This is a genomic window from Streptomyces sp. NPDC051684 (assembly GCF_044453445.1).
GTDB lineage: Bacteria > Actinomycetota > Actinomycetes > Streptomycetales > Streptomycetaceae > Streptomyces.
This window is the reverse complement of record NZ_JBITCS010000001.1, coordinates 83933-106167: the sequence shown is the minus strand read 5'-3', so window position 1 is coordinate 106167 and position 22235 is coordinate 83933. Positions and strand designations below refer to the sequence as shown.

At 70.7% G+C, this 22235-nt stretch carries 20 protein-coding genes; 14 read left to right on the top strand and 6 right to left on the bottom strand.

Translation table 11 applies throughout. The features are described 5' to 3' along the window. Positions 1 to 118 precede the first annotated feature (118 nt). On the bottom strand, positions 119 to 802 hold the full coding sequence (locus tag ACIA8D_RS00500; protein ID WP_399227710.1) for a hemolysin III family protein: 684 nt from the start codon (positions 800 to 802) through the stop codon (positions 119 to 121). 229 nt (positions 803 to 1031) lie between these two features. On the opposite strand from ACIA8D_RS00500, the gene ACIA8D_RS00495 reads away from it, so the two are divergent. Beyond that, positions 1032 to 2870 (top strand): phosphoenolpyruvate carboxykinase (GTP), encoded by a 1839-nt coding sequence (locus ACIA8D_RS00495; RefSeq protein WP_399227709.1) that lies wholly within the window; start codon positions 1032 to 1034, stop codon positions 2868 to 2870. Positions 2871 to 2931: 61 nt separating this feature from the next. Here the strand turns inward: ACIA8D_RS00495 and ACIA8D_RS00490 are convergent, their stop codons facing one another. After that, positions 2932 to 3330, bottom strand: a complete 399-nt coding sequence (locus ACIA8D_RS00490; RefSeq protein ID WP_399227708.1) for a hypothetical protein — start codon at positions 3328 to 3330, stop codon at positions 2932 to 2934. A gap of 110 nt (positions 3331 to 3440) precedes the next feature. Next, positions 3441 to 4652: a pyridoxal phosphate-dependent aminotransferase gene (locus ACIA8D_RS00485; protein ID WP_399227707.1), complete on the bottom strand. Its 1212-nt coding sequence runs from the start codon at positions 4650 to 4652 to the stop codon at positions 3441 to 3443. 251 nt (positions 4653 to 4903) lie between these two features. Between ACIA8D_RS00485 and ACIA8D_RS00480 the strand changes: the two genes are divergently transcribed. Then, positions 4904 to 5524, top strand: coding sequence for an alpha-ketoglutarate-dependent dioxygenase AlkB (locus ACIA8D_RS00480; protein ID WP_399227706.1), 621 nt, complete (start codon positions 4904 to 4906; stop codon positions 5522 to 5524). 17 nt (positions 5525 to 5541) lie between these two features. Here ACIA8D_RS00480 and ACIA8D_RS00475 read toward each other — a convergent pair whose 3' ends face one another. Beyond that, positions 5542 to 7140 (bottom strand): amidohydrolase family protein, encoded by a 1599-nt coding sequence (locus tag ACIA8D_RS00475; RefSeq protein ID WP_399227705.1) that lies wholly within the window; start codon positions 7138 to 7140, stop codon positions 5542 to 5544. A 196-nt stretch (positions 7141 to 7336) separates the two neighbouring features. Next, the gene (locus ACIA8D_RS00470; RefSeq protein WP_399227704.1) at positions 7337 to 8647 is read right to left on the bottom strand and encodes an amino acid deaminase; all 1311 of its coding nucleotides are present in this window, start codon (positions 8645 to 8647) and stop codon (positions 7337 to 7339) included. A 133-nt stretch (positions 8648 to 8780) separates the two neighbouring features. On the opposite strand from ACIA8D_RS00470, the gene ACIA8D_RS00465 reads away from it, so the two are divergent. The 6 genes from ACIA8D_RS00465 to ACIA8D_RS00440 all read left to right on the top strand — a co-directional run bounded on the left by ACIA8D_RS00465 (position 8781) and on the right by ACIA8D_RS00440 (position 14606). Beyond that, positions 8781 to 9857, top strand: coding sequence for a sugar kinase (locus tag ACIA8D_RS00465; protein WP_399227703.1), 1077 nt, complete (start codon positions 8781 to 8783; stop codon positions 9855 to 9857). After that, positions 9854 to 10621 carry an IclR family transcriptional regulator gene (locus tag ACIA8D_RS00460; protein WP_399227702.1) on the top strand — a complete coding sequence of 256 codons (768 nt, stop codon included), beginning with the start codon at positions 9854 to 9856 and terminating at the stop codon, positions 10619 to 10621. The genes ACIA8D_RS00465 and ACIA8D_RS00460 overlap by 4 nt, the downstream gene beginning before the upstream one ends. Then, a complete protein-coding gene (locus tag ACIA8D_RS00455; RefSeq protein WP_399227701.1) occupies positions 10618 to 11028 on the top strand; it encodes a RidA family protein in 411 nt (136 codons plus the stop codon). Before ACIA8D_RS00460 ends, ACIA8D_RS00455 begins: the two co-directional genes overlap by 4 nt. A gap of 113 nt (positions 11029 to 11141) precedes the next feature. Further along, positions 11142 to 12623: a GntP family permease gene (locus tag ACIA8D_RS00450; protein ID WP_399227700.1), complete on the top strand. Its 1482-nt coding sequence runs from the start codon at positions 11142 to 11144 to the stop codon at positions 12621 to 12623. Positions 12624 to 12715: 92 nt separating this feature from the next. Continuing rightward, on the top strand, positions 12716 to 13201 hold the full coding sequence (locus ACIA8D_RS00445; protein ID WP_399227699.1) for a hypothetical protein: 486 nt from the start codon (positions 12716 to 12718) through the stop codon (positions 13199 to 13201). 73 nt (positions 13202 to 13274) lie between these two features. Further along, positions 13275 to 14606 (top strand): Nramp family divalent metal transporter, encoded by a 1332-nt coding sequence (locus ACIA8D_RS00440; protein ID WP_399227698.1) that lies wholly within the window; start codon positions 13275 to 13277, stop codon positions 14604 to 14606. 64 nt (positions 14607 to 14670) lie between these two features. On the opposite strand, the gene ACIA8D_RS00435 is transcribed toward ACIA8D_RS00440, so the two are convergent. Continuing rightward, positions 14671 to 15699: a chitinase gene (locus tag ACIA8D_RS00435; protein WP_399227697.1), complete on the bottom strand. Its 1029-nt coding sequence runs from the start codon at positions 15697 to 15699 to the stop codon at positions 14671 to 14673. Between the two features lie 280 nt (positions 15700 to 15979). Here ACIA8D_RS00435 and ACIA8D_RS00430 point away from each other — a divergent pair, with 280 nt between their 5' ends. The 6 genes from ACIA8D_RS00430 (at position 15980) to ACIA8D_RS00405 (ending at position 22228) form a co-directional block, all read left to right on the top strand. Further along, positions 15980 to 16921 (top strand): hypothetical protein, encoded by a 942-nt coding sequence (locus tag ACIA8D_RS00430; RefSeq protein WP_399227696.1) that lies wholly within the window; start codon positions 15980 to 15982, stop codon positions 16919 to 16921. A gap of 43 nt (positions 16922 to 16964) precedes the next feature. Continuing rightward, a complete protein-coding gene (cpaB, locus tag ACIA8D_RS00425; protein ID WP_399227695.1) occupies positions 16965 to 17684 on the top strand; it encodes a Flp pilus assembly protein CpaB in 720 nt (239 codons plus the stop codon). Between the two features lie 196 nt (positions 17685 to 17880). After that, positions 17881 to 19467 (top strand): CpaE family protein, encoded by a 1587-nt coding sequence (locus ACIA8D_RS00420; RefSeq protein ID WP_399227694.1) that lies wholly within the window; start codon positions 17881 to 17883, stop codon positions 19465 to 19467. A 101-nt stretch (positions 19468 to 19568) separates the two neighbouring features. Next, complete coding sequence (locus ACIA8D_RS00415) at positions 19569 to 19898, top strand: TadE/TadG family type IV pilus assembly protein (protein ID WP_399227693.1); 330 nt, start codon at positions 19569 to 19571, stop codon at positions 19896 to 19898. 9 nt (positions 19899 to 19907) lie between these two features. Further along, positions 19908 to 21275 carry a CpaF family protein gene (locus tag ACIA8D_RS00410; protein WP_399227692.1) on the top strand — a complete coding sequence of 456 codons (1368 nt, stop codon included), beginning with the start codon at positions 19908 to 19910 and terminating at the stop codon, positions 21273 to 21275. Continuing rightward, positions 21272 to 22228, top strand: a complete 957-nt coding sequence (locus ACIA8D_RS00405) for a type II secretion system F family protein (RefSeq protein WP_399227691.1) — start codon at positions 21272 to 21274, stop codon at positions 22226 to 22228. The genes ACIA8D_RS00410 and ACIA8D_RS00405 overlap by 4 nt, the downstream gene beginning before the upstream one ends. Positions 22229 to 22235 lie beyond the last annotated feature (7 nt).

Genomic DNA, 22235 nt, shown 5'->3' with positions numbered 1-22235 from the left:
AACTCTCAATTTCTAGTGTCTGTCAATTACGAGTCTCCTTCGAAATCAAGCCGATCGGGCGCGCGAAAAGGCCGCGGCTGGTGGGCCGCGGCCTGGGTGTGAGGGGGAGGGGTGAGTGTCAGCCGTGCTGGTACGCCACCAGTGAGATGCCGACGTAGTGCACGACGAACGCCGCCAGGGTCAGCGAGTGGAAGACCTCGTGGAAGCCGAACCAGCGCGGTGAGGGGTTCGGGCGCTTGATGCCGTAGATGACGCCGCCCGCGCTGTAGAGCAGGCCGCCGACGATCACCAGGACGAGCACCGCGATGCCGCCCGTGCGCATGAAGTCCGGCAGGAAGAAGACCGCGGCCCAGCCCATCGCGATGTAGCAGGGCGTGTAGAGCCAGCGCGGGGCGCCGACCCAGAAGACGCGGAAGATGATCCCCGCCGCGGCCGCCGCCCAGATGCCCCACAGCAGCCACTGCCCCTTGGTGCCAGGCAGCAGCAGCATCGTCAGCGGCGTGTACGTGCCGGCGATGATCAGGAAGATGTTCGCGTGGTCCAGACGGCGCAGTACGCCGCCGGCGCGCGGCCCCCAGTTGCCGCGGTGGTAGAGCGCGCTCACGCCGAACAGCAGGCAGGCTGTGAGGACGAAGATCCCGCACGCGACGCGGCCGCGCGTCGAGTCGGCGAGAGCCGTGAGGAAGAGGCCCGAGATCAGCACGGCGGGGAACATCCCCGCGTGCAGCCAGCCGCGCAGTCTCGGCTTCAGTGCGGTCGGCTGGACGGCGGGCACTTCGGGCTGCTCGGTGGCGACGCTCATCCCCGCATGGTACCTACGCGACCGTAGGTAACGGACCGGTCGAGTGGCGATGCTCACTTCGCTCACTTGTGAGGCCCCCTGGACAGATGGGCGTTTCGGTCGGATGATCAAATGAGTGCGGTCGGCACCGGATGAGCGCCCACTGAGCTCCAGTGGACTGGGAGGCGCAGCGTCCGGGTCGCAGCCCCCACGGGGCATCAACCTCAGAACCCCTCATTTAGGAGCGATCGTGGCGCGCGACATCGCGGCTCCCTCCCTGGACACCCTCCCGACCAAGCACCAGGAACTGATCTCGTGGGTCAACGAGATCGCAGAACTCACGCAGCCGGACCGTGTGGTTTGGTGCGACGGCTCCGAGGCCGAGTACGAGCGCCTCGCCGAGGAGCTCGTCGAGAAGGGCACGTTCAAGAAGCTCGACCCCATCAAGCGCCCCAACTCGTACTACGCCGCCTCCGACCCGTCCGATGTCGCGCGGGTCGAGGACCGTACGTACATCTGCTCCGAGAAGGAGGAGGACGCCGGCCCCACGAACCACTGGAAGGCCCCCGCCGAGATGCGGGAGATCTTCCGGGGCAACGAGGGGAACGGGGGGATCTTCCGCGGCTCGATGCGCGGACGGACCATGTACGTCGTCCCGTTCTGCATGGGGCCGCTCGGCTCGCCGCTGTCCGCGATCGGCGTCGAGATCACCGACTCGGCCTACGTGGCCGTCTCCATGCGCACGATGACCCGGATGGGCCAGCCGGTCCTCGACGAGCTGGGCGAGGACGGCTTCTTCGTGAAGGCCGTGCACACGCTGGGCGCCCCGCTGGGTCCCGACGAGGCGGACGTGCCGTGGCCGTGCAACTCCACGAAGTACATCTCGCACTTCCCCGAGGACCGCGAGATCTGGTCGTACGGCTCCGGCTACGGCGGCAACGCCCTGCTCGGCAAGAAGTGCTACGCCCTGCGCATCGCGTCCGTCATGGCGCGCGACGAGGGCTGGCTCGCCGAGCACATGCTGATCCTCAAGCTCACCCCGCCGACCGGTGAGTCGAAGTACGTCGCCGCCGCCTTCCCGAGCGCCTGTGGCAAGACGAATCTCGCGATGCTGGAGCCCACGATCTCCGGCTGGACCGTCGAGACGATCGGTGACGACATCGCCTGGATGCGGTTCGGCGAGGACGGCCGGCTCTACGCGATCAACCCCGAGGCCGGTTTCTTCGGCGTCGCGCCCGGCACCGGCGAGCACACCAACGCCAACGCCATGAAGACCCTGTGGGGCAACTCGGTCTTCACGAACGTCGCGCTCACCGACGACAACGACATCTGGTGGGAGGGGATGACCGAGGAGACCCCGGCGCACCTCACCGACTGGAAGGGCAACTCCTGGACCCCGGAGTCGGGCGTCCCGGCCGCGCACCCCAACGCGCGCTTCACCACGCCCGCGTCGCAGTGCCCGATCATCGCGCCCGAGTGGGAGGACCCGAAGGGCGTGCCGATCTCGGCGATCCTCTTCGGCGGCCGCCGCGCCTCGGCAGTGCCGCTGGTCACCGAGTCCTTCGACTGGAACCACGGCGTCTTCCTCGGCGCGAACGTGGCCTCCGAGAAGACCGCCGCCGCCGAGGGCAAGGTCGGCGAGCTGCGCCGCGACCCCTTCGCCATGCTGCCCTTCTGCGGCTACAACATGGGCGACTACATGGCGCACTGGGTGAAGGTCGGTGCCGACAAGGACGCCACCAAGCTCCCGAAGATCTACTACGTCAACTGGTTCCGGAAGAACGCGGACGGCAAGTTCGTGTGGCCCGGCTTCGGTGAGAACTCCCGCGTCCTGAAGTGGATCGTGGACCGCCTCGACGGCCGCGCCGAGGGCGTCGAGACGCCGATCGGCATCCTGCCGACCAAGGAGTCCCTGGACACGAACGGCCTCGAACTGGCCGACGCCGACCTGGACTTCCTGTTGACGGTGGACAAGGAAGCCTGGCGCGACGAGGCGTCGCTGGTTCCCGCGCACCTCAACACGTTCGGCGACCACACCCCGACGGAGCTGTGGGACGAGTACCGCAAGCTCGTGGACCGGCTCGGCTGACGGGCGGAACAACCGAGTGGGCCCCCGCACGCGCCGCGTGCGGGGGCCCACTCGGTTGTGGCTAGGCAGCGACGAGTGCGTGGGCCTCCATGCGCTGCGCCGCCAGGATCGCGGCGGCGGTGTCGGCCCGCGAGGCGGCGACCACCAGGGCGCGGCCCGCGAGGGCGTGCGCCCGCTGGTGCAGCGCGTCGAGGCCGGGTTCGTGGATCGCGGCGGCCACCGACGCGCGGACCGGCATCAGGCCCCCGCGCAGCCGCGCCACCTGCGCGGCCAGCGCCTCCGCCGCCTCGTCCAGGTCGTCCCCCGGGGTGAGGTGGCGCAGTTCGTCCGTCACGGCGAGGAGCGCGGCCAGATGGCCGGCGAGCTGGATGTCCAGCTCCTCCTCGCGGGAGCGGTGCGGGAACTCGCCGCTGTCGGCCGCCGTCGAGTGGACCGACTTGGTGCGGATCGGCTCGTACATGGGAGGCCTCCAGGGCATGCGTGTCAGCTTGGCCTCCATCGTACCTTAGATTCTGTCTAAACTAGAACCTGTCCAAAGTAGGAGTGTCACCACCGGCGCGACGGCCGGCGTCACGGCTGGCTGTAGCCGTCCAGGAAGTTCCCGATCCGGGTGACCGCCTCGGTCAGCTGCCGGGTGTCGGGCAGCGTGACGACGCGGAAGTGGTCGGGCTCCGGCCAGTTGAAGCCGGTGCCGTGCACCACCATGATCTTCTCGGCCCGCAGCAGGTCGAGGACCATCTGCCGGTCGTCCTTGACCTTGAAGACCTTCGGGTCGAGCCGCGGGAAGAGGTACAGGGCTCCCTTGGGCTTCACGCACGTCACGCCCGGGATCTGCGTGAGCAGCTCGTGGGCGACGTCCCGCTGCTCCTTGAGGCGTCCGCCGGGCAGCACCAGATCGTTGACCGTCTGGCGTCCGCTGAGCGCCGCGACGACGCCGTGCTGGCCGGGCATGTTCGCGCACAGGCGCATGTTCGCCAGGATGGTCAGGCCCTCGATGTACGACTCCGCGTGCGCGCGCGGGCCGGAGATCGCCATCCAGCCGACGCGGTAGCCGGCCACCCGGTACGCCTTCGACATGCCGTTGAAGGTGAGCGTCATCAGGTCCGGCGCGATGGCGGCGGTCGGGGTGTGCGTGGCGCCGTCGTAGAGGATCTTGTCGTAGATCTCGTCGGAGCAGACGAGGAGGTTGTGGCGGCGGGCGATGTCGGTGATGCCGCGCAGCATCTCGTCGCTGTAGACGGCGCCGGTGGGGTTGTTGGGGTTGATGATGACGATCGCCTTGGTGCGGTCGGTCACCTTGCGCTCGATGTCGGCGAGGTCCGGCATCCAGTCCGACTGCTCGTCGCAGCGGTAGTGCACGGCGGTGCCGCCGGAGAGCGAGACGGCCGCGGTCCACAGCGGGTAGTCGGGGGCCGGGACGAGTACCTCGTCGCCGTCGTCGAGCAGGCCCTGCATGGCCATCACGATCAGCTCGGAGACGCCGTTGCCGATGAAGACGTGCTCGACGTCGGTCTCCACGCCGAGGATCTGGTAGTGCATCATCACCGCGCGGCGGGCGGCGAGCAGGCCCTTCGCGTCGCCGTAGCCGTGCGCGTCCCCGAGGTTGCGGAGCATGTCCTCGAGGATCTCGGGCGGGCACTCGAAGCCGAACGCCGCCGGGTTGCCGGTGTTGAGCTTCAGGATGCGGTGCCCTGCCGCCTCCAGCCGCATCGCTTCCTCGAGAACCGGGCCCCGGATCTCGTAGCAGACGTTGGAGAGCTTGGTCGACTGGATGAGCTGCATCCCCAAACTTTACGGCCGCGTTTCGGGATGCCGCGCACCGTTTGTCGGCCGGTGGAGGGGTGCGGGCGGCGCGGGTTTCGGAAGCGGTGGCACGGGGTGCCGGATACCTCCGGAACGGCGGGTTCCGGGGTGGCCGCGGCTTTGATGCGGCGGGTCCGCGGGGCGGGTGAGATGGGCCACGCCCTTCCCCCGACGGACGACACGACGTGCTCATTCGCGCGTATGTTCGAAACATTCGCTACGGTGGAGGCATGCTTCAGGGATCGCTGTTCGACCAGGCGGAGGAGGCGGTGCTCGGGCCGCTCGACGCCGTGCGGCGCACCGTGCTCGGCGACGGGGCCTGGATCGACGTGCTGCCGAGCTGGCTGAGCGGGGCCGACGAACTGTACGAACGGCTCGCGGGCGGCGTGCCGTGGAAGGCCGAGCGGCGGCAGATGTACGAGCGGATGGTCGACGTGCCGCGGCTGCTGAGGTTCTACGGGGCGGGGGAGCGGCTGCCGCACCCCGTGCTCGACACGGCGCGCGACGCGCTGTCCGCGCACTACGCGCGGGAGTTGGGCGAGCCGTTCAGTACGGCGGGCCTGTGCTACTACCGGGACGGCCGGGACAGCGTCGCCTGGCACGGCGACCGGATCGGGCGCGGCGCCCGCGAGGACACGATGGTCGCGATCCTGTCGGTGGGCACGCCGCGCGACCTGGCGCTGCGGCCGGTCGGAGGCGGCGGTCCGGTCGTGCGCAGATCACTCGGTCACGGCGACCTGATCGTCATGGGCGGGTCCTGCCAGCGGACCTGGGAGCACGCGATCCCCAAGTCCGCGCGTGCGGCCGGAGGCCGGATCAGCGTCCAGTTCCGGCCGCACGGGGTGCGGTGATCAACGAGGTGCGGTGATCAGACGGTCCTGCGCACCGAGCGGCCCGCGAGGACGTCCGTACGCTTGCCGTCCTCGACCACGAACTGCCCGTCGACGAGCACGTGCGGGATGCCGACCGGCAGCGTGCGCGGCGCCTCGAACGTGGAGCCCGCGGCGACCGTCTCCGGGTCGAACAGGACCAGGTCGGCGCGGTACCCCTCGCGGACCAGGCCGCGGTCGGGGAGCCGCAGCCGGGCCGCCGGACGCGAGGTCAGATGGGCGACCGTCTCCTCCAGGGACATGACGCCCAGGTCGCGGGCGTAGTGGCCGAGGTAGTGCGGGAACGTGCCGTACGCGCGCGGGTGCGGCTTGTAGCCCTGGAGGATGCCGTCGCTGCCGCCGGTGTGCACGGAGTGCTGCATGATCGCGCGGACGTTGTCCTCGTGACCCACGTGCTGAAGGATCGACGAGCCGAGGTTGTCGTTGATCAGCAGGCGGCGGGCGGTGACCCAGGGGGCCTCGCCGCGCTCGGCGGCGGCCTGCGCGACGGTCTTGCCGACGCACGAGGCCAGGCCCGGGTCGGAGACGCCCGAGATCTCGATCTTGTCCCACTCGATCGGCACGCCGTGACAGCCGTCGGCGCCGATCTCCTCGACGTGGTGGCGGATCCGCTCGGCGGTGCCGTCGTCCTTGAGGCGGGCGAGCGTGGCGTCGGGGCCGCCCTCGTTGGCCCAGCTCGGCAGCATCGCCACGAGCGTGGTCGCGCCCGGGGTGTACGGGTACGTGTCCAGGCTGATGTCGGCGCCGTCCGCGATGGCCTGGTCGAGGAGCGCCAGCAGGTCGACGCCCTTGCCCTTGTTCACGCCGAAGTTCATGGTGGCGTGCGCGAGGTGCAGGGAGCAGCCCGCGGTGCGGGTCAGCTCCACCATCTCCCGGTACGCGTCGAGGGCGCCGGCGCCGTAACTGCGGTGGTGCGGGCAGTAGTAGCCGTCGTACTGGGCCACCACCCGGCACAGCTCGGTGAGTTCGGCGTCCTTCGCGTACATGCCCGGGGTGTAGGTGAGGCCGGAGGACATGCCGACGGCGCCCTGCTCCATGCCCTCGGCGACGAGCTGCTTCATCCGCTCCAGCTCGGCCGGCGTCGCGTCCCGGTCGTCCCAGCCGACCGCGTACATCCGGACGGTGCCCTGCGGGATGAGGTACGCGGCGTTGACCGCGATGCCCTGGCGGTCGATGCGGTCGAGGTACTCGCCGACGGTGCGCCAGTCGAAGTCGATGTCCGAGCCGTCGCCGTTCCAGCCGGTGATGGCCTGGCGGACCTGGGCGAGGGTGCGGTCGTCGACGGGGGCGTAGGACAGGCCGTCCTGGCCGAGGACTTCGAGGGTGACGCCCTGGGCGGCCTTCGCGCTGTGGTCCGGGTCGCGGAGCACGGCGAGGTCGCTGTGCGCGTGCATGTCGATGAAGCCGGGGGAGAGGGCGAGGCCGTCCGCCTCGACGGTGCGCTCCGCGGTGGGGCGGGGGCCGTCTCCCTCGCGTCGGATCTCGGCGATCCGGCCGTCCGTGACGGCCACGTCGGCTCGGTACGAAGCGCTGCCGCTGCCGTCGATGACGCGCGCGTCGCGGATGACCAGGTCCATTTGGGGTGCCTCTCTCAATTCAAGCCCCTGCGGCGATTGAGCAGCGGGGTCCGGGGCGGAGCCCCGTGGCGGTGCCGTGGTGGGGCCGTCGTGTCGGCGCGCGGCGCCGGGGGTCGCCCTGCCCACCCGCCGCCCAAGGCGGCGATTGCCCAAGTCGGGTGCGGCCGACGCCCGTAAGGCGTCGGCCGCGGACTGGTTAGAAGTACGTGCGGATGTAGTCGACGACCGTGCCGTCGGACTCCACCAGGGGGATCAGCTGCCACTTGTCGAAGGACGTGCACGGGTGCGAAAGACCCATGCCGAGCCAGTCGCCCACCTCGACGTCCGCGCCCGGCTCAGTGCGAACCCACCCGTGCTGGTCGGAGAGCCCCGACACGGTCACGCCTGAGGCCTCACGGACCTCGCCCGTCCGCGCGTCCCGCACGACCTGCGCCTCCGGCAGGTCGATGTCGTACGCGGCGTCCCGCTTGCCCGCGTTGGTGAACGCCTGCCCCTCGTTCGGCCGCGAGACGAACTGCGCCCACAGCCGGAACGCCGGCTCGAGGGCGCCCTCCTCCGGGACCCGGTTGAACGGGGTGAGGTGCCGGTAGTGCCCGTCGTCGTGCGAGACGTACGCGCCCGAGCGCAGCAACTTCAGGACGGGGGCGCCCAGTTCGGGGATCTCCGCGAACACGTCCGCCACCGCGTCGAACCACGCGGAGCCGCCCGCGCTCACCACGATCTCGTCGAGGCCGGCGAAACGGCCCGCCTTGTCGAACTCCGCGGCCAGCGCGACCAGTCGGCGCAGCCAGGCGCGCACCCGCTCGCCGTCCGCGTCGGGCACCTCGCCCTCGTATCCGGCGACACCCACGAGCCGCAGCCTGTCCGCGGCCGCCACCGCGTCGGCGATCGCCGCGCAGTCCGCCTCGGTGCGGGCACCGGTGCGCGCGGCGTCGCCCGCGCCCAGCTCCACCACGACGTCGACCGGGCGGTTCGCGCCCGCCTCGGTCAGGGCGGCCTGCATCAGCTCGACGCCGTGCACGGAGTCGACGTAGCAGATGAAGCGGAAGGAGGGATTCGCGTCCAGCTCCTTGGAGAGCCAGCGCAGCGCCGCCGGGTCGACGACCTCGTTCGCCACGAAGATCCGGTCGATGCCGAACTCCCGTGCCACGCGCACCTGGTGGGGGACCGCGAGGGTGATGCCCCACGCGCCGTGCTCCAGCTGCCGGTGGAAGAGCTGCGGGGCCATCGACGTCTTGCCGTGCGGGGCGAACGCGAGGCCGTGCCGGGCCGAGTAGGTCTCCATGAGCGCGAGGTTGTGCTCCAGGCGCTCGGCGGACAGGGCGAGGACGGGCGTGGTGAAGCCGTCCGTGAAGAGGTTCAGGCGGCGGGCGGCCAGCTCGCCGACCGTCGCGCCGTCCGCCTCGGGGGGCAGCCCCTTGAAGCGGAAGTCCACCCGCTCCGTCGCCAGCTCCTCAAGACGAGCGGTACGGCGCTCGACGGCCTTCTCGGCGTTCTGGGCGGTCACGGCGCCTCCTCCAGGCAGTCCGTTGCACCATTTGCAACGGTCATTGCGTATGTCGCTTCATGCTGTCTAACATCCGAGCCAACGTCGGGTCAACGGAGCCCGAAGTCCCCTGCCGCGAGGAGTGCGACCCACCGTGACCGCCACCGGACCCGCAGTACCGACCAGCGCCGGCGATGTCGTCGATGGCGCCGATGTAGTCGCGCTCGGCGAGTCCATGGTCACGTTCCGGCCCACCGTGCCGGGGCGGCTCGCCGACGTGCCCTCGTTCGATCGCGGGATCGGCGGCGCCGAGTCCAACGTGGCGTGTGTGCTCGCCGCCGCCGGGCACCGCTCCGCCTGGGTCAGCCGGGTCGGCGCCGACGGCTTCGGCGACCACCTCGTGGAGGCCATCGGCGCGTACGGCGTCGACACCGGAGCCGTACGCCGCGACCTGCACCGGCCCACCGGCATCTACTTCCGCACCGCGGGCGACCGCGCCACCGCCGCCCACGAGGTCGCCTACTACCGCGCAGGGTCCGCCGCCTCCGCCATGTCCACCTCGAACCTGGACCTGGACGCGCTGCGCTCCGGCCGGATCCTGCACCTGTCCGGGATCACCGCCGCGCTCTCCGCCGGCTGCCTCGACCTGCTGCGCGAGCTGACGGCTCCGCGCGCGGGCCGCCCCCTCGTCTCCTTCGACGTCAACTACCGGCCCGGCCTGTGGTCCGGCTCCGCCGAGGGCCCCGACGTCCTCCTGGAACTCGCGCGCGGCGCCGACATCGTGTTCGTCGGCGACGACGAGGCCGAGGACGCCTGGGGCATCACCGGCGGACCCGACGCGATCCGCGAGGCGCTCCCCGAGCCCGCCCTGCTCGTCGTCAAGCGCGGCGCCGACGGCGCGGTCGCGTACGACGCCGACGGACGCCACGAGGAGCCCTCCCCGCGCGTCGACGTCGTCGCCGCCGTCGGCGCGGGCGACGCCTTCGCCGCCGGCTTCCTCTCCGCCACGCTGCGCGAACTGCCCGCCGCCGAGCGGCTGCGGCACGGCCACCTCTGGGCCGCCGTCGCCCTCACCGAGCCCGGCGACCTCGCCGCGCCCCCGAGCCGCGCCCGGGCGGACCGCCTGGTCGGCCTCGACGCCGAGCGGTGGGGGACACTGCACGTCGGCCCCGGTTGGGCGGCAGCCGATGCCGCCGACGGGCCGGCCGCAGAGGAGGTACGTACGCCATGAGCCAGACCGTCGACCGCGCGCTCAGCATCCTGCCGCTGCTCGCCGAGGGGCCCGCCGACCTGGGCCAGGTCGCCGACCGCCTGGGCGTGCACAAGTCCACGGCGCTGCGCCTGCTGCGCACCCTCCACGAGCACGGCCTGGTCTACCGGCAGACCGACCAGCGCTACCGCCTCGGCGCCCGCCTCTTCGCGCTCGCCCAGGAGGCCGTCGAGAACCTCGACGTCCGCGAGATCGCCCACGCCCACCTCGTCGAACTCAACGAGAAGGTCGGGCACACGGTTCACCTCGCGGTGTACGCGGAGAACGAGGTCCTCTACATCGACAAGGTCGAGAGCCGCTACCCGGTGCGCATGTACTCGCGCGTCGGCAAGCCGGTCGCCATCACCGTGGCCGCCGTCGCCAAGCTGCTCCTCGCCGACCTCTCCGAAGCCGAGCGCCGCGCCCTCGCGGAGAAGCTCGACTACCCCATGTACACGGCCCGTTCGACCCCCAACGCCGCAGCGTTCCTGCGGGAGTTGGAGAAGGTGCGCGAACAGGGCTGGGCCACCGACCTCGGTGGCCACGAGGAGTCCATCAACTGCGTCGGCGCCCCCATCCGCGGCGCGGACGGCCGGGTCGTCGCCGCCATGTCGGTCTCAGCGCCGAACGTCGTCGTCACCGCCGAGGAACTCCTCACCCTGCTCCCGCTGGTGCGCCGCACGGCGGAAGCCATCAGCCGGGACTACTCCGGTACCACCCCTCAAAAGGAAGTCAGCAAGCCATGACCGAGAAGACCGCGCTCACGCCCGCCACCCACACCACCCCGCCGGCGAAGTTCTCGCACGGCGTCAAGAAGGGCAACCTGCTTCAGGTCGCCGGGCAGGTCGGCTTCCTGCCGGCCGAGGAGGGCAAGGCCCCGACCCCCGCGGGCCCGACCCTCAAGGAGCAGACGCTCCAGACCTTCGCCAACGTCAAGGCGATCCTCGAAGAGGGCGGCGCGTCCTGGGACGACGTCATGATGATGCGCGTCTACCTGACGGACGTGGACCACTTCGCCGAGATGAACGCCATCTACAACGAGTACTTCGAGGGCCAGGGCCTCAAGGAGGCCCCCGCCGCCCGCACGACCGTCTACGTCGGTCTGCCCAAGGGCCTGCTCATCGAGATCGACGCGCTCGCCGTCCTGAGCTGAGCCACCCCCTCCGTGCCACGGTGCGGCGCCCCGCGGGGCGCCGCACCGCGATCCCTCCTGTCTGAAAACGCTGGAAACGCCCCGCATCCCCCCATGTACTTACGAGGTCAACGATGTCCCCGTACGCCCCCCTCGCGTCCGCCGCCGCCGACGCGCCTGAGCACACCGGTGGTCTGCTCCTCCTGATACCCGGCACGGCCGGACTGCTGACCGTTGCCGTCCTCGGCATCGTGCTGCTGCTCTTCCTGATCATCAAGGCCCGCCTGCAGCCCTTCGTGGCCCTCCTGACGGTCTCCATCGCCGTCGGCCTCGCGGCCGGCCTCTCCGTCACCGAACTCTTCGGCACGGTCCAGAAGTCCACCGCCACCTCCGTCATCGAGGACGGAATGGGCGGCACCCTCGGACACATCGCGATCATCATCGGCCTGGGCACCATGCTCGGCGCGATGCTGGAGGTGTCCGGCGGTGCGGAAGTCCTGGCATCACGCCTGATCAACCTCTTCGGAGAGAAGCGCGCGCCCGTCGCGATGGGCCTGACCGGCCTCATCTTCGGTATCCCCGTCTTCTTCGACGTCGGCATCTTCGTGCTCGCGCCGATCGTCTACGCGGCCGCCAAGCGCGGCGGCAAGTCGATCCTGCTGTACTGCCTGCCGCTGCTCGCGGGCCTGTCGATGACCCACGCGTTCCTGCCCCCGCACCCGGGTCCGGTCGCCGCCGCCGGTCTGCTCCACGTCGACCTCGGCTGGGTCATCCTCATGGGCATCGTCTGCGGTATCCCCGCCGTGCTCGCCGCGTGGGCCTGGGCCGCCTGGATCGGCAAGAAGATCTTCGTGCCCGTGCCGCACGACATGGTCGAGGCCGCCGACGAGGCGAAGGCCGCGCTCGCCGAGGAGCAGCGCAAGGAGGGCATCACGCCCCGCGAGGACCCGGTCCCGCTCGGCATCGTCTTCACGATCATCGCCATCCCGCTGGTGCTGATCCTCGCCGCGACCTTCTCCTCCATCGCCCTCGACCCGTCGACGCTCCGCTCCGTCATCGAGTTCTTCGGCAACCCGTTCGTGGCGCTCACCATCGCGCTGTTCGCCGCGTACTACCTGCTCGGCCTGCGCCGCGGCTGGTCCCGCAAGTCCCTGGAGACGGTGTCCACCGCGTCCCTGAAGCCGGTCGCCAACATCCTGCTCGTCGTCGGCGCCGGTGGTGTCTTCGGCGCCGTCCTCCAGGCCAGCGGCATCGCGCAGGCGCTGTCCGACACGTTCAACAGCATCGGCCTGCCGATCATGGTCCTCGCGTACCTGATCTCGCTGGTGCTGCGCGTCGCGCAGGGTTCGGCGACGGTCGCGATCGTCACCACGGCCGGCATCGTCGGCCCGCTGCTCCAGGCCGGCGACTACTCGCAGCCGTACACGGCGCTCGTCATCATGGCGATCTCCGCGGGCTCCATCTTCGCCTCGCACGTCAACGACGGCGGCTTCTGGATGGTCTCCAAGTACTTCGGCATCACCGAGCGCGACACCCTGCGCTCCTGGACGGTCCTGGAGTCGGTCCTCTCGGTCGCCGGCTTCGTGGTGGCCCTGGTGCTCAGCCTCTTCGTCTAGCGCCTCTTCGACCGGCGCTCCACGCCGTACGCCTGTGCCGCACCCACCCCTGGGGGAGGTGCGGCACAGGCTTGTCCGCCATACTTCCGCCCGTGGAGCAGCGTATGGAGAACGAGAAGGTCACGCCCGTCACCGGTGCCGGCTTCGACCCGGCGCACATCCCCGGTCTGACGGCTCCCGTTCGGGAGTCCGAAGCCGAGGAGGCCACGGAGGCCGAGGAGCCGGCGCAGGAGGTGACGCCGGAGCCCGAAGAGGCCGAAGAAGAGGGCGAGGAGGTGGAGGCCGGGGACGTGGAGCCCGACGCCGATGCTCCCGTCCTGGAGGCCAAGGACCGCCGCGGTTCCATCACCGTCGACGCGCAGGGCGTCCGCTTCACGCTCGACGACCAGGAGGCCGACTTCACCTGGGACGAGATCAGCGCGGTCGAGTTCGGCACCACGCGCAAGCGGCTCACGGTGACGGTCCACATGCCCAACAGCCGCTGGTTCCCGAACGACGTCGAGGCCCCCGACAAGGCCCGCCTCGCCGAGTGGACGGACCAGCTGGACAAGGCGCTGGACCGGTACTTCGAGGAGTAGCGGGGGCGGCGGCCGGCAGTTGATGCTGCCGGCCCCCTTGCCAGTGGCGCCGCTTTACGCACCCTTGATGTTCATGGCGGACACCACGGGCACCCCAGGAACCGGCAACACCACCTCCACCGACCCCGGCCCCCGCAAATCCAGCTGGAAGTACATCGGCCCCGGCATCGTCGTCGCCGCGACGGGCGTCGGGGCGGGCGACCTCGTCGCCACCCTCATCGCGGGCAGCAACTTCGGCTACACCCTGCTCTGGGCCGCCGTCCTCGGCTGCCTCGTCAAGATCAGCCTCGCGGAGGCGGCGGGCCGCTGGCATCTGGCCACGGGCCGCACCCTCTTCGACGGCTGGGCGAGCCTCGGCAAGTGGACCACGTACTTCTTCGTGATCTACGTGGTGATCTGGGGCTTCGTGTACGGCGCCGCGGCGATGTCGTCGAGCGGACTGCCCCTGCAGGCGCTGTTCCCCGACGTGTTCCCGGCCGATTGGTCGATCAAGCCGTGGGCGATCCTGTCCGGCGTGGTCGGCCTGATCTTCGTCTGGCTGAACAAGTACAGCGTCTTCGAGAAGGTCATGACGGTGCTCGTCGGCGTCATGTTCGTCGTCACCGTCTATCTGGCGATCCGCGTCACCCCGAACCTCGGCGACGCCTTCGCGGGCCTGCTCCCGGTCCTGCCGGACGAGAAGGACTCGATCCTCAACACGCTCGGCCTGATCGGTGGCGTGGGAGGCACCATCACCCTTGCCGCGTACGGCTATTGGGTCAACGCGAAGGGCTGGACGAACACCTCCTGGATGAAGGTGATGCGCCTCGACAACCGGGTCGCGTACATCACCACCGGCATCTTCGTCGTGGCGATGCTGTTCGTCGGCGCGGAGCTGCTGCACGCCTCCCACACGGCGATCGCCGAGGGCGACAAGGGCCTCGTCGACCTCTCCAAGATTCTTGAGACCCAGTACGGCACGGCGACGGCGAAGCTCTTCCTGGTCGGCTTCTTCGCGACGTCCTTCACCTCGTTGATCGGCGTCTGGCACGGCGTGAGCCTGATGTTCGCCGACTTCGTCGAGCGCTACCGGCTCTCCCGCGTCGTCACCGGCGAGGAAGTGGCGCGCGGCGACCGCGAGAAGGGCTGGCCGTTCCGCGTGTTCCTGCTGTGGATGACCTTCCCGCCGATCGCCCTGATCTTCCAGGGCCAGCCGTTCCGCCTGGTCATCATCTACGGAGTCCTCGGCGCGGCCTTCATGCCGTTCCTGGCGCTCACCCTGGTCTGGCTCCTGAACTCATCGCGCACACCCGCGAGTTGGCGCAACGGTTGGCTGAGCAACGGCATGCTGAGCGTCGCGGGCCTGCTGTTCGTCGTGCTGTGCGTGAAGCAGATCTGGGACCAGCCCTGGTCGGAGTTCTTCTGATCCGTACGGGGACCGGGTGCGGGCAGCGCCGCCGGGGGAGCGGCGGCGCTGCCCGCGCGGGGGACTACAGGCCGTCGACGTGCGGTCCGACGGCCGAGGACCACGCGTTGCCGGAACTGGCATCCCAGTTGGTCGACCAGGTCATCGCGCCGCGCAGGCCCGGGTAGGTCTTCGACGGCTTGAACGAACCGCAGTTCGTGCCCTTGGTGAGGCAGTCGAGCGCATCGTTCACGACGGAGGGCGCCACGTATCCGCTGCCCGCCGCGCTCGACGAGGCGGGCGTGCCGATGCCGACCTGCGAGGGGTCGAGCCCGCCCTCCAGCTGGATGCAGGCGAGCGCGGTCAGGAAGTCCACCGACCCCTGGCTGTAGACCTTGCCGTCGCAGCCCAGCATCGAACCGCTGTTGTAGTACTGCATGTTGACGACCGTGAGGATGTCCTTCACGGCCAGGGCCGTCTTGAAGTACTCGGCCGAGGTCGACTGCATGTCGATGGTCTGCGGCGCCATGGTGAGCACGAACCCGCTGCCCGCCTTGGCGGCGAGCGACTTCAACGCCTGCGACATGTACGTGGAGTTGAGCCCGTTCTCCAGGTCGATGTCGACGCCGTCGAACCCGTACTCCTGCATCAGCGCGTACACCGAGTCGGCGAAGTTGCCCGCGGAGGCCGCGTCGTTGACCTGGATGGTGCCCTTCTCGCCACCGATCGAGATGATCACGGACTTGCCGGCCGCCTGCTTGGCCTTGACGTCGGCCTTGAAGGCGTCCTCCGTGTAGCCGCCGAGTCCGGCCGAGTCGAGCGTGAAGTCGACGGCGCCCGGCGTCGCGGTCGCGTCGGCGAAGGCCACGGCAACGATGTCGTACGCGTCCGGAACGTCGGCGAGCTTCTGCACGGTCGCGCCGTTGTTGAAGTTCTGCCAGTAGCCAGTGACGGCGTGCGCCGGAACGGCGGCCGTGGAGCTTTCCGCCGTACTGGCCGCACTCGCCGCATTCGCCGTACTTGTCGTGGCGAGGCCGCCCACGGCGAGCGCGGCCGCCGTGAACGCGCCAAGAAGCGCGCCGAGCCGGGACCGTCTGCGATAGGAATGCGCCATTTCTGCCTCCAAGTGGGGGAGGGCTCCCGGCACCGAAGTGGGGGAGATGTGGGGGGAGTTGGGGAAGCAGCTGCTGGCCGTACAAACTGGTCCAGACCATTGAACTTGTCAAGGGTTGTCACCGACGCTTCCTCGCCAACCGGCCATCGACCCGCTCCGATCACCTCGTGAACAGTGCGAAGTGGGGTGTTGCGGGGCGGCTGCGTGGATATGGTGCTGGGGCAGTGGCACCGCGAGGCGCCGCTGGAGGGACGCAGAGCGACGACCGGGGGGTTCACGCGTGCCGACCGCCATAGCCGTGACCGACCCCGACCTGGTCCTCGCCTCACCGGACCGGCACACACCGACCGCCACCGTGCTGCCCGTGGGCGAACCGCAGCAGAAGTATCCGCTCGACCGGGCCCTGACCGACGTACACACACTGATCGAACAGCACGGATACGTGATCGTGCTCTGCCCGGAATCCGCGCCGGACGCGACCGTGCACCGCCTGCATTCGATCCGTTCGGTGCTGGAAACCGACCGTATGGCGATCCTCCGCCCGGCGCTCCCGCCCCTCGGACTCGCGGTCCTGGCGCTGCAATTGCGCCAGCTGTCGATCTGCGACTTCAGCCCCGGGGTGCTGGCGTCGGCGGCCCGCCTGCTCGCGCACTACGTGTACGCGGGGGCGGTGGTCGGCTCGGTGACGAAGCTGGACCGGGTCCCGGTCTCCCTGAAGGCGCACGCGAAGTCCTGGTCCCCGAACGCCCAGTTCGCGGTGGTCGCCTCACCACAACCCCAACTGCTGCGCCTCACCGGCTCGGAGACCCCGACAGGACCCGCCTTCGGCACCCGCATGGTCTACGCCGTCGGCCAGCACACCCCGGACTGGCTCACCGGCGTCCTCGCCCCCGCCTGGCGGGTGCAGAGCGTGTCGCGGACCCGGCTTCCCGCCGACTCGCCGCGCTGGTGGGCGACCGGCAAGCCGGGCAGCCCCGGCCGGATCGTCGAGTTCGCGGCGGCCATCCCCGACATCTCCGTGCTCTACCAGCTGGTCTCGTCCGTCCGCCGCGAGCAGTGCCACTGGTGCGGCCTCGAACTCATCGGCGACCGCTGCGGGTTCTGCTCCGCGCCGCTCGCCGGTGAGGTGCCAACCGAGGGCCCGGCCACAGCGGCGCGCTCGGCGCTCGCGCCCGCGGCGGGCTCGACCCGAACGGCGCTCCCACGCGCGACCCACCACTGACCCCACCGCCCCACTGGCCCCTACCAACGAGGTTGCTCGGTCCATGAACTCACGTCAGCGCCGCGGCGTCATACTCCTGGTCGTCTCGGCCCTGTGCGCCATCGGTGCGTTCGCCGGTGTGCTCGCCGTGATCCGTGACGTGGACTCGAAGGTGGGGTCCGAGGAGGACGCGTACGAGCTGAAGCAGGACGTGTCCCCGTACAAGCAGCTCACGGCGGACCAGTTCGAGAAGGTGCGGATGCCGAAGCGGTGGCTGTCCGACACGGCCGTCACCGACCTCGGCGAGATCCGCGGCAAGATCGCCGTCACGCAGCTCAAGAAGGGCTCCCTGCTCCAGTCCGACATGATCGTCGACCGCCCGAAGCTGGAGGCGGGCCAGCAGGAGATCGCCATCATGATCGACGCGGAGACCGGCGTCGCCGGAAAGATCAACCCCGGCTCGAAGGTCAACATCTACGCCACCTTCAAGGCCGAGAACGACAAGCAGCGCGACCAGTCCAAGGTCATCGTGGAGAACGCCGGGGTCATCGACGTGGGCAAGCTGACCCCGATCGACGAGCAGGGCGCCGCCAACAGTGAGAACTCCACCCGCCGACAGGGCGAGGCGGTCCCGATCACCTTCGCCCTCGGCCCCGCGGACGCGCAACGGGTGGCCTACGCGGAGTCGTTCGCCACGCACGTCCGCCTGGCCCTGGTCGCCCCCGGTCACGCGGAAAAGATCACGCCGGAGGACCGCTCGTACACGCTGGAGGGCGACAAGTGAGCCCCACCCGGACACCACGCCACGGGGCTCCGCCCCGGACCCCGCGCCTCAATCGCCGGCGGGGCTTGATATGCCCGTCCACTCACGCCCCGGCGCCGGTATGGGCATTTCAAGCCCCTGCGGCGATTGAGCAGCGGGGTCCGGGGCAGAGCCCCGCGACCGCAACACCGGTGCCGGTGATCGGAGGGCCCCGCCCATGACCACCCGAATCCTCCCGGCGGTAGGTGACCCGGAAACCGCCAGAGGCCTCGTCACGCTGCTCTCCCAGCTCCCCGACGCCGAACCCGCCCCACCCGTCGCCGACGCCACCGCCCTGCTCGACACCTTGGCCGGCCTCGCCGCCGAGTCCCTGGACGAACTCCCCGAGGTCGTCCTGGTCCACGAACGCATCGGCCCCGTCCCCGCCCTCGACCTCATCCGCGACCTGGTCCTCCGCTTCCCCGCGGTGGGCGTCGTCCTGCTCACCGCGGACACCGGCCCCGCCCTCCTCACCGCCGCGATGGACAGCGGAGCGCGCGGCATCGTCGCGTTCCCGCTCGGCTACGACGCCCTCGCGGAACGCGTCCAGGCCGCGGCGGCCTGGTCGGCGGGCATGCGCCGGCACCTCGCGGGCGGCACCGGCACGGAACTCGTCCCGGCGGGCGGCGGCGGCCGGGTCGTCGCGGTGGCGGGCGCGAAGGGCGGCGTCGGAACCACGGTCACCGCGGTCCAACTGGCCCTCGCAGCAAGGGCGTCCGGCCGTACGGTGGCCCTCCTCGACCTGGACCTCCAGTCCGGCGACGTGGCCTCCTACCTCGACGTCCAGTTCCGCCGCTCCGTGGCCGACCTCGCCGCGATCCGCGACATCACGCCCCGCGTCCTCCAGGACGCCGCCTTCGCCCACGAGTCCGGCGTCGACCTGATCCTGGCCCCCGCCGACGGCGAACGCGGCGAGGACGTCACGGACCGCGTGGCCCGCCAGGTGATCCACGCCCTGCGCGCCCGCTACGACGTGGTGGTCGTCGACTGCGGTACGCAGATGGGCGCCGCGAACACCACGGCCATCGAACTCGCCGACCAGGCGGCCCTCCTGCTCACCCCGGACGTCGTGGCGGTACGCGCCGCGAAACGCATGGTCCGCCTCTGGGACCGCCTCCAGGTCCGCAAGGCGGAGGAGACCCTCACGGTCGTGAACCGGCACGCCCGCTCGGCGGAGATCCAGCCGTCACTGGTGGAACGCGTGACCGGCACGAAGACGGCCCGCACCTCGGTCCCGGCCGCGTACAAGGAACTCCAGGCGGCGGTCGACGCGGGCCGCATGCAGGACCTCGACAACCGCTCGACGGTCAAGCAGGCGATGTGGGCGCTGGCGGCGGAACTCGACCTCGTGGCCACCCCCGCACCGCCCACCTCGGGCCGCCGCGCCCGCCGCCGCGGCTCCGACAAGGGCGCGGTGACCCTCGAATTCGCGGCGATGTTCCCCCTGATCCTGGTCGTGATGGGCCTGATGTGGCAGTGCGTCCTGTGGGGTTACACCTACTCCCTGGCAGGCAACGCGGCGGACGAGGCGGCGCGCGCGGCGACATCCGCGTATGCCTCCGGCGCGGACGGCCAGGGCGCCTGCGACGCGGCGGGCCGCAAGAACCTGCCGGGAGCGTGGCAGGACGCGGAGATCAACTGCTCGGACAACGGCACGGTGACCCGCGCCACCGTCAACGTCGACGTCCCCCTCTTCTTCCCGGGCGTGAACCCGGGCTGGAAGGTGAAGGGCGAGGCGGGCGCGGCAACGGAGGCGGACCGGTGACTCATCAAGCCCCGCCGGCGATTGAGGCGCGGGGTCCGGGGCAGAGCCCCGCGACCGCAACCCCGCCGCGCCGAACCCCGACCGGCGACCGCGGAGTCTCCATGCTGGAGTTCGCCGGCTTCCTCCCCTTCCTCCTGGTCATCGGAATGGCCGCGATCCAACTCGGCCTCGTCGGCTACGCCGCCAACCAGGCGGGCAGCGCGGCCCGCGCGGGCGCACGGGCGGAATCGCTCACCCCGGGCACGGGCAACGCGGCGGCCGTGACCTCCACGAGCGGCTGGCTGCAACCCGCCCCGAGCATCCCCGGCGGTGGCGACACGATCACCGCCACCGTCACGGTGAGCGTCCCGGCGATCATCCCGCTGTTCGACGACTGGCAGCTGACCCGGCACGCCACGATGCCCAACGACCGCGAGAACGAGGGGAGCTGACCCGACGAGATGAGCCTGCGCTCACGCGTGGTCGCCACCCGCGACACCCCCACCGGCACGCCCCCGGACCGCGACGAGGGCCTGGTCGCGGTCTACCGCACCAAACTCCTCGAAGAGATCGACCTCGCCGAGATGTCCACCCTCGCGGCAGCGGACCGCCGCGTCCGCCTGGAGCGCGTCCTCGGCCACATCATCAGCCGCGAGGGCCCGGTCCTCTCCTCGACCGAGCGCACCCAGCTGATCCGCCGCGTGGTGGACGAGGCCCTGGGCCTCGGCATCCTCGAACCCCTCCTCGCGGACGCCTCGATCACCGAAATCATGGTGAACGGCCCCGACGCGATCTTCGTCGAGCGCGCGGGCCGCGTGGAGCAACTCCCCCTCCGCTTCACGTCGTCCGAGCAACTCATGCAGACGATCGAACGCATCGTGTCGACCGTCAACCGCCGCGTCGACGAGTCGAACCCCATGGTCGACGCCCGCCTCCCCACCGGCGAACGCGTCAACGTGATCATCCCGCCGCTCTCGCTCACCGGCGCCACGCTCACGATCCGCCGCTTCCCGCGCGCGTACAGCCTCAATGAACTCTTGGAACTCGGCTCGCTCGACGAGCACATGCTGATGTTCCTCGCGGCCTGTGTGCGCGCCCGCTTCAACATCATCGTGAGCGGCGGCACGGGCTCCGGGAAGACGACCCTCCTGAACGCCCTGTCGGCGCTCATCCCGCCCCACGAACGCATCATCACCATCGAGGACTCGGCGGAGCTCCAGCTCCAGCAGGACCACGTGATCCGCCTGGAGTCCCGCCCCGCGAACGTGGAGGGCAAGGGCCAGATCACCATCCGCGACCTCGTCCGCAACAGCCTGCGCATGCGCCCCGACCGCATCATCGTCGGCGAGGTCCGCGGCGGCGAGACCCTCGACATGCTGCAAGCCATGTCGACGGGCCACGACGGCTCGCTCGCCACGGTCCACGCGAACACCGCCGAAGACGCCCTGACCCGCCTCCAGACCCTCGGCTCGATGTCGGAGGTCGACGTCCCCTTCGAGGCGCTGCGCGACCAGATCAACTCGGCGGTCGACGTCCTGATCCAGCTCACCCGTGCCGCGGACGGATCCCGCCGCATCACGGAGATCGCCCTCCTCATCTCCCACGGCCGCGAACAGTTCCGGATCGCGACCGCGACCCGCTTCGTCGCGCAGCCCTACGTCTCCGGGGCCACGGACGAGGAGATCCGCAGGGTCCGCGGCTACTACGAACATCTCCCGCTGCCCCGCCTCCTCGCCGACCGGCTGTACGTGGCGGGGGAGGCGGTGCCACCGGCGTTCGGCGTCGTGGAACAGGTGGAGGCGCGCAACACGAGGGAGGCGACGGGATGACGACACCGGTCCTGCTGGCCCTGGGGGCCACGGTCCTCGCCTGCGCCGTCGCGGTCGCGGGCATCCACGCCCTGGCCTCGGGCCGGGCCCGGAGCCAGGATCTCGCCGACCGCCTGGACGCGTACCCGGCGGGCGGCGACCCGGTCGCCGCGGGCGCGGGCGGCCGGGCCCGCCGCTTCACCACCATCGACCGCCGCCTGCGCCGCACCCGGCTCGGCCGCTGGGTGCACCTGCGCCTGTCGGCGACGGGCCTGGACGTGACGGCGGGCGAGTTCTCGGTCTACGTGGCCGTGGTCGCGGTGGCGCTGTGGCTGCTGGCGGCGTCGACCCTGGCGCCGTTCTTCGGCCCGATCGCGGCCCTGGTGACCGTCTACAGCGCGCTCATCTTCCTCAACTGGCAACGCCAGAAACGCATCGAGGCCTTCATCAACCAACTCCCGGACGTCGCGCGCCTCCTGGCGAACGCGACGGCTGCGGGCCTCGCCCTGCGCACGTCGCTCGCGATGGCGGCGGAGGAGCTCGAAGCGCCCGCGGGCGAGGAACTGTCGCGCGTGTCGGACCAGTTGGCGCTCGGCCGCTCGGTGGACGACGCCCTGGACGAACTGGCGGCCCGCCTGCCCTCCCGCGAACTGGTCGTCCTCGTGACGACGCTGGTCCTGTCCAACAAGGCGGGCGGCACGGTGGTCTCGTCCCTCCGGAACCTGACGAAGACCCTGGAGGACCGCAAGGAGACCCGCCGCGAGATCCGCACGATGCTCTCCGAGGTCAACGCGACGGCGTTCACGGTCCCGCTCCTCGGCCTCGGCTCCCTCCTCATGGTCAACGCCTCGAACGAGGGCGCGCTGGCACGGGTGACGGAATCGGGGGTGGGCCGCACGTTGATCCTGATCTCGCTGGCCCTCTACGGCATCGGCTTCTTCGTGATCCGCCGCCTCGGCCGAATCGAGGTGTGAGGAGACC